Below are 13,391 nucleotides of genomic sequence, written 5' to 3' on the forward strand. Positions count from 1 at the left end.
AGTTTTTTTGTTTAGTGGAAGACTTGTTGTTGTAAATAAAAAATTCCACCATTAATGATCTCAACGATAATTTTAGGTTCATATTGTTCGGTGAGGGCCTGTTTTTCTAACTCATAACTCTCAGGTTTTTCATCATATTCTTCATAAAATTTCTCGAGTAAGGCAAGATCTGCTCCCCACCTGTTCATTGCATCCTCAGCCCAAGTTGAATCTTCATTTTCAGCATACGTTTGCACCATTTTCTGTAAGCGAATAATCCCGCTTTTAGGTGTGATGAGTGGTGATAAAGTAAAACAATAATCTGGAATTGTTGATTTTAATTGTTTTCCTTGAATTGAATCATAAAATCCTGGCACGATTTGACCATGAATTAAATTAAGACCAAGAGATAGAATGACGTCTTTCTTTCGATCACATTGAAAAGATACTTTGGTATTTAGACATAACCATGGTTGAAGGGGTGTCGAAGTATGTCCTTGAATAGGAACTTGTTCATACAACCTAATAAAACCGCCTAACGTTCTAGTCGAAGCAAATAATTGATGAAGGCGAGGAGATCCAAAATGAATCGGTTCTCCCCTTAGATCCTCAGGAGCATTTGCTTTGTCAGTAATAAAGGTAACTTGCATTGGGTTAGGTGTACCGCCAGTCTTTTCTAAATAATGCCAATAAAAGGGTCGATTCATTAATAATTTATCAAGCTCAATCGAGAGCTGAATGGTTAAGTGGGTGGATGAATTTTCAAGGACTGAGCTATCATTTGCAATAAAATAACGTTCTAGGAAATTATGAATTTGTTGCTGTTGCATCGAGCTCATCACCTCCATCATTTTCTTTCTCGCTTGCTGCTTCGGTCATAATAGCGGCAAGGTGATCTAATTTTATTTTTACTTCTCCATCAGAGTCTGAGTGGACGATAATATCTTTTACATGTTCTTCAATTGAAGGAAGATCAATCCTCGTTAAGATTTCATCGAGTTCACCGATAACTGCTTCAAACAAATGGATTTTCTCATAAAGTAATTTTAAGATATGTTGTTCGACGGTGTCTTCTACAGCAAAATTATAAATGTGAACATCATTTTTTTGTCCGAGTCGATGGATACGGCCTATACGTTGTTCGATTCTCATTGGATTCCACGGCAAATCAAAGTTTATTATATGACTACAAAACTGTAGGTTAATGCCTTCTCCACCTGCTTCTGTGGCAATTAATACCTGTGCATGAGATTCAAACAATTGTCTCATCCAATCTTTTTTTCCTCGTTTAAATCCGCCTCTAAATGGGACAGAAGATATACCATTTTGTTTTAAGTACCATTGGAGATAAAGTTGGGTTGCTCGATATTCCGTGAAAATGATGACTTTATCATTAATGGATTTTACCAGCTCCAATGCTTTTTCTGCTTTTGCATGTCCATCAATTTCACCGATCATGTTAAGCAGTTTTTCAGCTTGTGGGATGGCCCGGTCTTCTTTGTGAGCTTTCTCAATCATATTTTTTAATGTCATAAAAGCAGCTTCACGACTACTACAAATTTCTCTTTGGAGTGTAATCAAAGAAAAGTGGCTAGAGTCCCCTTTAAGAGTTTGCAAAGCATCGTAGAATTCACGTTCCTTTTGACTAAATGTGATAGGAATCGTTTCTACGACTCTTTTAGTCCACTGAATACCTGTTTCTTCTCTTCTATTACGGACCATTACTTTACTGACCAGCTCTCGAAGTTTTTCATCGTTTTTCGGTGAGCGCTTATTCGATCTAAACTCTTTTTCAAAACTAGAAATATCACCAAGATGACCCGGTTTTAACAGAGAGACAAGGTTAAAGATTTCTTCTAGTTTATTTTGTACGGGAGTTGCCGTTAATAATAAACAAAACTTCTTCTTAAGGTTGCGAATAAATTCATAGTTTTTTGTTTTTGGATTTTTGAGTTTATGCGCTTCATCAATAATAATAAGGTCATAGGATTGGCTCATCACTATATCTCGATGGGGTTGCCTTTTAGCCGTATCAATTGAGGCCACAACGACATCACATTGTTCCCACACATACGTTTTCCGTTGAGGGGTGGCTGGAATAAAAAACTTTGTGTTAAGCTCGATTGCCCACTGAGAAACAAGAGAGGCAGGCACAAGGATTAAAGCTTTTTTCACAAGTCCACGAATCATATATTCTTTTAAAATTAGACCCGCTTCAATTGTCTTCCCAAGCCCAACTTCATCAGCGAGAATCGCTTTTCCATTCATCTGTTCAATTACTGTATTAGCAACTTCTATTTGATGAGGGAATGGACTTAATTGTGGGAGATGGTTAGGAGCTATGAGTCCTTGGAAAGCTGGAATCGTTTGATGTTGCTCAGCTTCATAAGCTAAACGCGCTAATTCCCAACTAGCAAAGGGACCATCTTGATCTAGGCGTTCAAAAAATTGTTCTTGCCAATCATTGTCAAATTGAATGTCGATTTTCATGTGTTGTACATCCTTTCCTAAAAGAAACTATTGCACCTTTTGAATCGTCTTGGTAGGATATGAGTAGAAGAAAACAGACAATTCGTCGAATTCTGTAAGTTATATTAAGATAATGTATGAATAAATTAGATTTATGACTTTCTTTTCTAGTATGTACCAATTAAAGATAAAACATGAAAAACTGTTCTAATAAAAGTAAAACGATCAGCGGATGAAGGTAGGGGGAGAGACTGTGCGATGGTTGCGCAGCGCCGAAGGAGCAAGCAAAAGTTGCGAATCTCTCAGGCAAAGAAGACTCTTACGGGACGCAGCTCTGGAGAGTGCTCTATAAAAATAGAGCCACCTACGAAGACAGTTCTATTTAGAACGAAACTTTCTGGTTAAAGGACAGGGTTATACATTCATTGTATAACTCTGTCTTTTTTTGTTTATTTATAATCACTTATTACGTTTGAAATTTCAGAATAGTGTAGGTTTTTGAAATAAAGGAGGAGAAGGATGACGACATTAAAACGTACCCCGTTATTTGAGCAATATGCTGAGGCTGGAGCAAGAACAATTGATTTTGGTGGTTGGGATCTTCCGGTTCAATTTTCTAGCATTAAGGAAGAGCATGAAGCTGTGCGTACCCAAGCAGGTTTATTTGATGTATCTCATATGGGAGAAGTTGAAGTGAAAGGTGAAAATGCACTAATTTATCTTCAAAAGATGATGACAAACGATGTTAGTAAGCTTGTTGATAATCAAGCTCAATACACGGCTATGTGTTATGAAAATGGTGGAACAGTCGATGATCTATTAATCTACCGTAAATCAGAACATGACTACTTGTTGGTCATTAATGCCTCTAATATTGACAAAGATGTTGATTGGTTGAAGCAACATCTCATAGATGGGGTAGAGGTTACAAATGTATCTGATGATATGGCACAGTTGGCGATTCAAGGCCCGAAGGCAGAGGAGATTCTCCAATCGCTTACAAAAACAAACCTAAACGAGATTCGCTTTTTCCGTTTTCAAGATGAAGTGAATGTCGCTGGGGTGAGTTCACTTGTTTCTAGAACAGGTTATACAGGTGAAGATGGCTTTGAGATCTATTGTTCATCTACTGATGCAGTAACGCTTTGGAAAAAGATTCTAGAGGCTGGTGCAGAGTCAGGATTAGTACCTTGTGGACTTGGTTCTCGTGATACGTTGCGTTTTGAAGCTAAACTACCTTTATATGGGCAAGAGTTAACAAGTGAGATATCGCCACTTGAAGCCGGAATTGGATTTGCAGTCAAATTAACAAAAGATGAGGACTTTATTGGTAAAGAGGCGTTGAAAAAACAAAAAGAAGAAGGATTAAAACGTAAGCTTGTAGGGGTAGAAATGATCGATAAGGGTATTCCACGTACCGGATATGAAGTGTTCGTAAATGAAGAGCGTGTTGGATTTGTCACGACTGGCACCCAATCACCTACGTTAAAGAAAAATGTCGGACTAGCCATTATTGATAAAAAACTTACTGAGGTTGGTACAGAGGTTTACATTCAAGTGCGTAAAAAGAGATTGAAAGCTGAAGTTACTCAAACACCATTTTATAAGCGTCCGAAAGCATAAGGAGGATATGGCAATATGACAAACCGCTATTTACCAATGACTGAGCAGGATCAAAAAGAAATGCTAGAAGTAATCGGAGCAAGCAGTATTGAAGAACTATTTTCAGATATTCCTGAAGGGATCAGGTTCAAAGGTGAACTTGATATTCCAAAAGCACTAAAAGAACCTGAACTAGTCCGGTATTTTCAAGGATTGGCTTCTAAAAATACTTCTCTTAAGCAAAAGCCTTCTTTTCTAGGGGCTGGAGTATACGAGCATTATATCCCTTCAATTGTTGATCATGTGATTTCTCGTTCGGAGTTTTATACAGCCTACACTCCTTATCAACCTGAGATCTCTCAAGGTGAACTTCAGGCAATCTTTGAATTTCAGACGATGATTAGCGAACTAACTGGGATGGATCTTGCTAATTCATCCATGTATGATGGACCGACGGCTTTAGCAGAAGCTGCGATGATGAGTGCTGGTCAGACGAAGAAAAAAACCATTCTTGTTTCCAAGGCTGTACATCCAGAAGCAAGAGAAGTATTGAAAACGAATGCGTACGGCCAGCGTTTAAATGTCATTGAGCTTGATGTGGTGAACGGTGTAACAGACGTAGATGGGCTAAAACAGGCTTATAATGAGGATACAGCTTGTGTAATTGTTCAGTACCCTAATTTCTTTGGCAACTTAGAACCACTAGATAAAATTGAGGAAATTACCCACTCAGACAAGTCAATGTTTGTTGTTTCAAGTAATCCACTTTCTCTAGGTTTGTTAAAATCACCAGGCGATTACGGGGCAGATATTGTGATTGGGGATGCACAACCATTTGGAATTGCTCCACAATATGGTGGACCTCATTGTGGTTATTTTGCCACTACCAAAAAATTAATGAGAAAAGTACCGGGGCGTCTTGTGGGTCAAACAACGGATGAAAATGGTCAACGTGGATTTGTATTAACCTTGCAAGCGCGTGAGCAACATATTCGTCGTGAAAAAGCCACGTCTAACATCTGCTCTAACCAAGCACTGAATGCATTAGCAGCTTCTGTCGCTATGACATCTCTAGGAAAGGCTGGTATGAAAGAAGTTGCTTATCAGAATCTCCAAAAAGCAGCATATGCCAAAAAGCAATTAAAGGAAAATGGTATCGAAGTTTTAGAGAGAGCACCATCTTTTAATGAGTTTGTTATAAAGCTTCCTAAAACAGTCGAAGAAGTAAATAAAGTGTTACTAGAGAAAGGCTTTATCGGTGGATATGACCTAGGTATTGAATATCCAGAGCGTAAAGGCCAAATGTTGATTGCAGTAACTGAAGTCCGTACAAAAGAAGAAATCGATCAATTTGCAAAAGAATTGGGGGCATTAGTATGAACAACCAAGACCAGCCACTCATTTTTGAACTAAGTAAGGAAGGTAGAATTGGCCATAGTCTACCAGATCTTGATATTCCTGTGGAACCATTAGAGAATTTATTACCTGATGAATATATCCGGAAGGAAGAAGCTGAGTTACCGGAAGTGTCCGAGTTGCAAATTATGCGTCATTACACAGCTCTTTCTAAACGTAACCATGGAGTGGACTCAGGTTTTTATCCACTCGGTTCTTGTACAATGAAATACAATCCTAAAATCAATGAAAATGTAGCACGGTATGAGGGACTTGCATATGTTCACCCTTATCAACCAGAAGAACAAGTTCAAGGCTCACTTGAATTGCTATATGATTTACAAACATCCCTTGCAGCTATCACAGGTATGGACGAGGTTACGTTACAACCAGCAGCAGGAGCGCATGGGGAATGGACTGGACTTATGATGATTCGTGCTTTCCATGAAGCAAATGGAGATACACAACGCACGAAGGTGATTGTGCCTGACTCTGCTCATGGAACAAACCCTGCATCAGCTACGGTTGCTGGATTTGACTCCATTACTGTACGTACGAATGAAGAAGGCCTTGTTGATTTAGATCACTTGAGAGAAGTCGTAGGTCCTGATACAGCGGCCCTAATGTTAACAAACCCTAACACGTTAGGTTTATTTGAGTCCAATATTGAAGAGATGGCCTCTATTATTCATGAAGCTGGAGGAAAGCTTTATTATGATGGAGCAAATTCAAATGCGATCTTAGGTATTGCAAGACCGGGGGATATGGGATTTGATGTTGTTCATTTAAATCTCCATAAAACATTTACAGGGCCACATGGTGGTGGTGGTCCAGGATCTGGGCCAGTCGGAGTGAAGAAAGACTTAATTCCATTTTTACCTAAACCAGTACTTATTAAGGCAGACGAAGGTTTCCGCTTTGATTATGATCGTCCACAATCTATTGGAAGGGTAAAGCCTTATTACGGAAACTATGGAATTAATGTACGTGCTTATACGTATATTCGAACAATGGGACCTAAAGGGTTACGTCAAGTTTCAGAGTATGCTGTATTAAATGCAAACTATATGATGCGTCGTTTAGAGCCGCATTTTGATTTACCTTATACACAGCACTGTAAACATGAATTCGTTATTTCTGGACGTAGACAGAAGAAATTAGGGGTTCGTACACTAGATATGGCAAAACGGTTACTCGATTTCGGTTATCATCCGCCAACGATCTACTTCCCATTAAATGTTGAGGAATGTATGATGATTGAACCAACAGAAACAGAATCAAAGGAAACGCTAGACGAATTTATTGATGCTATGATTCAAATTGCTAAAGAAGCAGAGGAGACACCTGAAGTTGTTCAAGAAGCACCGCATCATACGGTCATTAGCCGTTTAGATGAAACAACAGCAGCAAGAAAACCCATTTTGCGTTACCAAAAAGCGTAAAGAAAGAGGCTGAGATATCTCAGCCTCTTTTTATCTTATTTCTTTTTGATTTTCCCCGTCCACTTCTTGAAGCCACCTTGTAGATGGTAGATTTCTTGTACACCGCGCTTTTTCTTTAAAAACTGAGCAGCTTGTCTACTTCTAGCTCCTGATTGGCAGTATAGGTAAACAGGTTGGTCGACACGTACTTCATTCATACGTTGGCGCATTTGGGACATTGGAATATTACGGGAGCCAAGAATATGACCGCCCTCGTATTCACGTGGTTCACGAACATCGATTAGCTGCGCTTTGCGATATCCTTTAATAAAATCCTCTTGCGTTAGTGTTGTTAAGTATTTTGGCGTATAGAAACGTTTAAATACTGCAAAAATAACAAGCGCTAGTAGTATGAGCCATAAGTAAATCATCATAAATCTCCGTACACTCCTTCTGCATAGACAATCATTCTAGTTAAATTATAATCATCTCATGCTCATTTAGCAATTGCATTATAACAATCTCTCTAAAATGGACACAGTTTAAACAGTCAATCCACTTGGTTCTTTTCTATGGTTTTGTTACACTTAGTTGGAACTTTGACGAATGAATATAGAAAGAAGCGATGGATATGAACGAAACATGGCGTTTTATTGATTCAGGTAATTGTTCACCTGCTTATAATATGGCTTTAGATGAAGCATTACTTGAATGGCATAGTAAAGGGAAGATTCCCCCAACGATTAGGTTTTATGGATGGGACCCGGCAACATTATCAATTGGCTATTTTCAAAAAGTAGAAAAAGAAGTAAATATGGAAGCAGTTAAGCAATATGGATTAGGGTTTGTCAGAAGACCGACCGGTGGAAGAGGGGTCTTGCATGATCAAGAACTTACATATAGTGTAGTCGTTTCAGAAAAACATCCTGCGATGCCTGCAACTGTAACTGAGGCGTATAGAGTGATTTCTGAAGGGATACTTGAAGGTTTCAAAAAAGTAGGACTTGATGCTTACTTTGCAGTTCCTCGTACGGATGAAGAAAAAAATGCACTTAAGAACCCACGTTCAGCGGTGTGCTTTGATGCCCCGTCTTGGTATGAGCTTGTAGTAGAAGGACGTAAAGTCGCTGGAAGTGCCCAAACAAGACAAAAAGGTGTTATTTTACAGCATGGTTCAATCATTTTAGATATTGATGAGGACAAGTTGTTTGATCTGTTTAATTATCCAAGTGATCGGGTTAGAGAGAGAATGCAGAGGAACTTCAAAAATAAAGCAGTAGCGATTAACGCTTTAAGAGAAACACCTTTAACGATGGACGAAGCGAAACAAGCATTTCATTATGGTTTTGAAAAAGGGTTAAACATTACTTTAGAGCCCTATACTTTAACAGCAGAAGAAGATGCTGAAGTATGGGAAATTGCAAAAACTAGATATGAGCAAGATAGTTGGAATTACCGTAAATAACAGGAAAAGGCCCTGGAGAAAATCCAGCGCCTTTTTTAATGGTCGTTATGAAATAAGGTTATTAAATGCTTCTTGTAATTTCTTTGTCAGTGGCCCTACATGTATGGATGCATCGACGTCACCTTTTATGGAGCGAACGGGCGTAATTTCCATTGTGGTGCTTGTAATGAAGGCTTCATCCGCTATAGCCAAAACATCTATTGGAAAAGCTTCCTCTACAACGTTTAATCCAGCTTGTTTCGCAAGCTTAATGACCACTTGTCTTGTAATCCCGTTTAAGATTAGGTTTGTTGCAGGATGGGTATAAAGTGTTTCATCTTTGATAAGGAATAAGTTTGATGAGGAACCTTCAGTGACCGTTCCATCACGGTGCATAATCGCTTCATGACAGTCTTGGTCAGCGGCCTCTCTTTTCGCCATAATATTTCCTAGTAGGTTAATGGTCTTAATATCACAACGAAGCCAGCGAACGTCCTTTGTAAGCCACAAGTCAATTCCATTTTGCATAACTTCGTGTTTGCGATCAAGTGATGCAACATATCCAGTGAGGACGGGAGAAATTTCCCGAGAGTAGAGGTGATTTCGGTCTTGGACACCTCTAGTGACTTGAAGGTAAACAATACCTGTCTTTAATTGGTTTTTTGAAATTAATTGGTTAATCAGACTAATTAATGTTTCACGGCTGATAGCGAGATCCATATCTAGCTTTTTTGCACTTTCATAAAAACGATCGAGGTGTTCTTCTAAGGCAAAGGGTGTTCCGTTGTATGTACGTACCACTTCATAAATCCCGTCACCAAAGTGGTAACCTCGATCATTAAAATCAATACTAGCTTCATCACGTTGTAAAATATCATGTTGTTTCAGCACATAATCCATAGGTTAAACCTCCAGCTAATGTTTTTCATTTCATCTAAACATTGTCTTCATAATCTGAACATCATAAAAAAAATTTGTCAATCTTTTTTTATGTTTTTGTCGAATCAAGCTAGATGAAGACTTTGACTTGATTGGTTTTTTGGCAACAAAGAAATTGGTTCAAATTAACGGGGAAATCGAATTGAATATCTGTTAAACTCATATATGCTTGCTTTTTTTGGCTGTTTCAAGTTTGACAAATTAAATTAAAAACGAATCTAACACAATATATAGTGTTTATTTTCAAAAAAGGAGTACTATATATTGAATACGGGTAAAGAGTTGTGGTAGACTTACCCAAGAATATAATTCTTAGAGATGGACATGCATCAAAAGCTATTCCATTTGCAGACATTTGAAAAGGATTGAATATAAAGGAGGAGTCATGAATGGCGATGACGATGACAAACGTGATGCGTGTCAATGTTGATGCACTAAATGAAGACATTGCACAATTCTCACAAGTTCATCCAATAACAGAAGACATGCATATTACAAAAAAAGGTGTGTCTAGACTTGTGATGCTTGACCGTTATACATTTAAAGATACAGAAAAGAAGACATTAAAAGAAGGAGACTTCGTTGTTTTAACGGTTAAAGCAGATCCTAAATTTCCTGCAAGAGGCTATGGCTTTGTTGTGGAACTAGATTGTGAACAAAATCAAGCGAAAGTATTAGTGGATGAAGAGTTTAGAGGAGTATTAGAGGGAGAAGAAGCGGAAAGTGGGTTAGTGACGCGTTCACTAGACACAATTGAAAAGCCCCTTGAATTGTTCTATGAGCAAATCGCTAAACGGAATGCAACTGGGCTTGCTTCAGTAGAAGAAACCGCTGAGAGAAGACAACAATCATATGAACAATTCTATCAGGAACTTGTTCATATGAATTTCATACCTGCAGGACGTGTTCTCTATGGTGCAGGGGCAGAGACAGATGTAACATACTTTAACTGTTATGTAATGCCATTTGTAAAAGATTCTCGTGAAGGGATCTCAGAGCACCGTAAACAAGTGATGGAGATTATGAGTCGCGGTGGTGGTGTCGGAACGAACGGTTCTACCTTGCGTCCAAGAAACACGCTTGCACGCGGAGTAAACGGGAAATCTTCTGGTTCTGTTTCGTGGCTTGATGATATTGCAAAACTGACTCATCTAGTAGAACAAGGTGGGTCAAGACGTGGAGCGCAAATGATTATGCTCTCAGATTGGCATCCAGATATTTTAGAGTTTATTATTTCTAAAATGCAAAACCCACGTATTTTACGTTTCTTATTAGAGCAAACAAGCGATGAGCAAATCCGTCGTTTAGTTAAGGATAAATTAAGTTTTACACCACTTACTACCATTGAAGAGTCCATGTATCAAGGAATCGTCAATTTCAAGACAATAGAAGGTAATGGTGGATTCGACCCTAAAGTGATCCAAGAAGCAGAGGAAAAGCTAATCACAGGGGGCACATATCAGGTTAACAACCCAGAATTTTTAACGGGTGCGAACATTTCAATCACCTTAACAAAAGAATTTATGGAAGCTGTTGAAAATGATGAAGAATACGCTCTTCGTTTCCCAGATGTAGAAAACTATTCAGCAGAAGACATGAAAACATACAATGAAACTTGGCATGAAATTGGAGATGTGCGCGAATGGAAGAACATGGGATATGGCGTTCGTACGTATCGTCTTATCCGTGCCAAAGAACTTTGGAATCTCATTAATATTTGTGCAACGTATAGTGCCGAGCCAGGAATTTTCTTCATCGATAATGCTAATGACATGACGAATGCCAAAGCATACGGTCAAAAAGTAGTAGCAACGAATCCGTGTGGAGAACAACCGCTTGCTCCATTTTCAGTTTGTAATTTAGCTGCGATTAACTTAGCTGAGATGGCGGATAAGGAAACCAAAACAGTGAACTTTGATAAATTAAAGCGTACTGTGGAGGTAGGCGTACGTATGCAAGATAATGTTATTGATGCTACACCTTATTTCCTTGAAGAGAACACAAAGCAAGCTAAAGGTGAGCGTCGTGTCGGGCTTGGTGTCATGGGGCTTCATGACTTATTAATCTATGCAGAAACAGTATATGGCTCAGAGGAAGGCAATAAGCTTGTTGACCAAGTATTTGAGGCCATTGCCGCTACTGCTTATCGAACAAGTATTGAGTTAGCAAAGGAAAAAGGAAGTTTTCCATTTCTAGTTGGAAAAACAGATGAAGAAACAAGTAAGTTAAGAGAAGCATTTATTAATACGGGTTATATGAAGAAAATGCCTGAAGATATTCGTCAAGGCGTGCTTGATTATGGTATCCGTAATTCTCATTTACTTACTGTTGCTCCAACAGGAAGTACAGGAACGATGGTCGGTGTTTCAACAGGACTTGAACCGTACTTCTCCTTCTCTTACTTCCGTAGTGGCCGTCTTGGAAAGTTCATTGAAGTGAAAGCTGGAATTGTAGAAGAATATTTACAAAGAAATCCAGAAGCAAGCGCTGATCAGCTACCAGAGTGGTTTATTTCAACGATGGAACTTAATCCAGAGGCGCACGCAGACGTTCAGTGTATTATTCAACGTTGGGTAGATAGTTCTTTATCCAAAACCGTTAATGCACCCAAAGGGTATACAGTAGAACAAGTTCAAGGTGTATATGAGCGTCTATACCGTGGTGGAGCTAAAGGGGGCACGGTGTATGTAGATGGTAGCCGTGATGCCCAAGTACTTTCATTAAAAGCTGAAGACAATAGTTTTGATCAAGTTAAGACAACAGAGCAGGTTCCAGAAAAAAGTAAAGTGGTCCTTATTGATACCATTTCTGAAATCAGATCAACCAATGTAACAATTGGATCGGAAGTTGGGAATACTTGCCCAGTTTGCCGAAAAGGTCAAGTAGAAGATCTTGGTGGATGTAATACATGTACAAGTTGTGGTGCACAACTTAAATGCGGATTGTAATTTTATATAAAAAAAGATGGGCATGTTGCTCATCTTTTTTTTGTCCTAAATAATGTCATCATGTTCTCTTGTCTTTTGTACATTCTAAAAAAAAAGGAGGAGAGATAATGAAACCATTCTCACCACAACTTGTTTATTTTGAACCAGGAGCACTAAATTACCCTTTAGGTAAAACATTGAAAGAAAAATTTGAAAAGATGGATGTTGAAATTAGAGAGACGACTTCCCACAATCAAGTAAGAAATATTCCAGGAGAAAACGATCTACAGAAGTATCGTAATGCTAAATCAACATTGGTTGTTGGTGTTAGAAAGACTTTAAAGTTCGATACATCCAAGCCTTCAGCTGAATACGCGATTCCACTAGCTACAGGCTGTATGGGACATTGTCATTATTGTTATTTGCAAACAACACTTGGAGATAAACCATATATAAGAACGTATGTGAATTTAGATGAAATTTTCGATGCAGCTGATAAGTACATAGAAGAGCGAGGAACTGAAATTACTCGGTTTGAGGCAGCTTGTACATCAGATATCGTTGGAATTGACCATTTAACACACTCGTTAAAGAAGACGATTGAACATATAGGACGAACGGATAATGGACGCTTACGTTTTGTGACAAAATACAACCATGTCGATCACTTGCTTGATGCAAAGCATAATGGGAATACTCGTTTTCGATTTAGTGTGAATTCTGATCATGTTATTAAAAGCTTTGAACCCGGGACCTCTTCTTTTTTAGAACGAATTGAAGCTGCTGGAAAAGTAGCTAAGGCAGATTATCCTTTAGGATTCATCGTAGCGCCTCTGATTTTACATGATGATTGGGAGAAGGGTTATTTGGATTTATTTGAACGTTTAGAAGCAACTTTGCCTCATTATGCTAAAAAGGATTTGACCTTCGAGATGATCCAACATCGATTTACTAAAACGGCAAAGCGTGTCATACAAAAACGTTACCCGAAAACTAAATTAGAGATGAACGAGGAAGAACGTAAGTACAAGTGGGGGAGGTATGGAAGAGGAAAGTATGTCTATAAGGATGAGGAAGCCGGCCCCTTAAAAGAGACCATACAAACCTATATTGAACGTTTTTTCCCTGAAGCTAAAATTGAATACTTTACGTAAGTGACCCAAAGTTAAGGTATAAAGAACATTGTCTCATGCTCCCCTTCTGTAGTAATATAGA

10 protein-coding genes and 1 riboswitch are annotated in these 13,391 nt (G+C 38.6%); of the genes, 6 read left to right on the forward strand and 4 right to left on the reverse strand.

What is annotated here, in order from left to right; all coding sequences use genetic code 11:
• Positions 1 to 11: 11 nt before the first annotated feature.
• Complete coding sequence (locus RYX56_RS12195; RefSeq protein WP_317122304.1) at positions 12 to 809, reverse strand: YqhG family protein; 798 nt, start codon at positions 807 to 809, stop codon at positions 12 to 14.
• The gene (locus RYX56_RS12200; RefSeq protein WP_317122305.1) at positions 787 to 2,469 is read right to left on the reverse strand and encodes a DEAD/DEAH box helicase; all 1,683 of its coding nucleotides are present in this window, start codon (positions 2,467 to 2,469) and stop codon (positions 787 to 789) included. The genes RYX56_RS12195 and RYX56_RS12200 overlap by 23 nt, the downstream gene beginning before the upstream one ends.
• 211 nt (positions 2,470 to 2,680) lie before the next feature.
• Positions 2,681 to 2,777, forward strand: a riboswitch (glycine riboswitch).
• A 190-nt stretch (positions 2,778 to 2,967) separates the two neighbouring features.
• Between RYX56_RS12200 and gcvT the strand changes: the two genes are divergently transcribed.
• Genes gcvT through gcvPB form a run of 3 tightly spaced genes read left to right on the forward strand, consistent with a single transcriptional unit; the run spans position 2,968 to position 6,887 of the window.
• Positions 2,968 to 4,071 carry a glycine cleavage system aminomethyltransferase GcvT gene (gene gcvT / locus RYX56_RS12205; RefSeq protein ID WP_317122306.1) on the forward strand — a complete coding sequence of 368 codons (1,104 nt, stop codon included), beginning with the start codon at positions 2,968 to 2,970 and terminating at the stop codon, positions 4,069 to 4,071.
• Positions 4,072 to 4,086: 15 nt separating this feature from the next.
• Positions 4,087 to 5,430, forward strand: a complete 1,344-nt coding sequence (gene gcvPA, locus RYX56_RS12210; RefSeq protein ID WP_317122307.1) for an aminomethyl-transferring glycine dehydrogenase subunit GcvPA — start codon at positions 4,087 to 4,089, stop codon at positions 5,428 to 5,430.
• Positions 5,427 to 6,887: an aminomethyl-transferring glycine dehydrogenase subunit GcvPB gene (gene gcvPB, locus RYX56_RS12215; protein WP_317122308.1), complete on the forward strand. Its 1,461-nt coding sequence runs from the start codon at positions 5,427 to 5,429 to the stop codon at positions 6,885 to 6,887. The genes gcvPA and gcvPB overlap by 4 nt, the downstream gene beginning before the upstream one ends.
• 35 nt (positions 6,888 to 6,922) lie before the next feature.
• Here gcvPB and RYX56_RS12220 read toward each other — a convergent pair whose 3' ends face one another.
• On the reverse strand, positions 6,923 to 7,300 hold the full coding sequence (locus RYX56_RS12220) for a rhodanese-like domain-containing protein (RefSeq protein ID WP_317122309.1): 378 nt from the start codon (positions 7,298 to 7,300) through the stop codon (positions 6,923 to 6,925).
• Between the two features lie 197 nt (positions 7,301 to 7,497).
• On the opposite strand from RYX56_RS12220, the gene RYX56_RS12225 reads away from it, so the two are divergent.
• Complete coding sequence (locus RYX56_RS12225) at positions 7,498 to 8,331, forward strand: lipoate--protein ligase family protein (protein ID WP_439108488.1); 834 nt, start codon at positions 7,498 to 7,500, stop codon at positions 8,329 to 8,331.
• Between the two features lie 45 nt (positions 8,332 to 8,376).
• Here RYX56_RS12225 and dat read toward each other — a convergent pair whose 3' ends face one another.
• A complete protein-coding gene (gene dat, locus RYX56_RS12230; protein ID WP_317122311.1) occupies positions 8,377 to 9,210 on the reverse strand; it encodes a D-amino-acid transaminase in 834 nt (277 codons plus the stop codon).
• A gap of 428 nt (positions 9,211 to 9,638) precedes the next feature.
• Here dat and RYX56_RS12235 point away from each other — a divergent pair, with 428 nt between their 5' ends.
• Together RYX56_RS12235 and splB are read left to right on the forward strand one after the other, a co-directional pair.
• The gene (locus tag RYX56_RS12235; RefSeq protein ID WP_317122312.1) at positions 9,639 to 12,197 is read left to right on the forward strand and encodes a vitamin B12-dependent ribonucleotide reductase; all 2,559 of its coding nucleotides are present in this window, start codon (positions 9,639 to 9,641) and stop codon (positions 12,195 to 12,197) included.
• A gap of 107 nt (positions 12,198 to 12,304) precedes the next feature.
• Entirely contained in the window at positions 12,305 to 13,330 is a 1,026-nt protein-coding gene (gene splB / locus RYX56_RS12240) for a spore photoproduct lyase (RefSeq protein ID WP_317122313.1), read from the forward strand.
• Positions 13,331 to 13,391: the final 61 nt, after the last annotated feature.

Origin of the sequence: Alkalihalophilus lindianensis (genome assembly GCF_032843265.1) — a bacterium.
GTDB lineage: Bacteria > Bacillota > Bacilli > Bacillales > Bacillaceae_D > Alkalihalophilus > Alkalihalophilus lindianensis.

What these genes read in the sequence shown, in the direction of transcription:
- RYX56_RS12235 (WP_317122312.1), top strand. Translation starts at nt 9,639, where the DNA reads ATGGCGATGACGATGACAAACGTGATGCGTGTCAATGTTGATGCACTA.
- splB (WP_317122313.1), top strand. Translation starts at nt 12,305, where the DNA reads ATGAAACCATTCTCACCACAACTTGTTTATTTTGAACCAGGAGCACTA.
- RYX56_RS12225 (WP_439108488.1), top strand. Translation starts at nt 7,498, where the DNA reads ATGAACGAAACATGGCGTTTTATTGATTCAGGTAATTGTTCACCTGCT.
- dat (WP_317122311.1), bottom strand. Translation starts at nt 9,210, where the DNA reads ATGGATTATGTGCTGAAACAACATGATATTTTACAACGTGATGAAGCT.
- RYX56_RS12200 (WP_317122305.1), bottom strand. Translation starts at nt 2,469, where the DNA reads ATGAAAATCGACATTCAATTTGACAATGATTGGCAAGAACAATTTTTT.
- gcvPA (WP_317122307.1), top strand. Translation starts at nt 4,087, where the DNA reads ATGACAAACCGCTATTTACCAATGACTGAGCAGGATCAAAAAGAAATG.
- gcvPB (WP_317122308.1), top strand. Translation starts at nt 5,427, where the DNA reads ATGAACAACCAAGACCAGCCACTCATTTTTGAACTAAGTAAGGAAGGT.
- gcvT (WP_317122306.1), top strand. Translation starts at nt 2,968, where the DNA reads ATGACGACATTAAAACGTACCCCGTTATTTGAGCAATATGCTGAGGCT.
- RYX56_RS12195 (WP_317122304.1), bottom strand. Translation starts at nt 809, where the DNA reads ATGCAACAGCAACAAATTCATAATTTCCTAGAACGTTATTTTATTGCA.
- RYX56_RS12220 (WP_317122309.1), bottom strand. Translation starts at nt 7,300, where the DNA reads ATGATGATTTACTTATGGCTCATACTACTAGCGCTTGTTATTTTTGCA.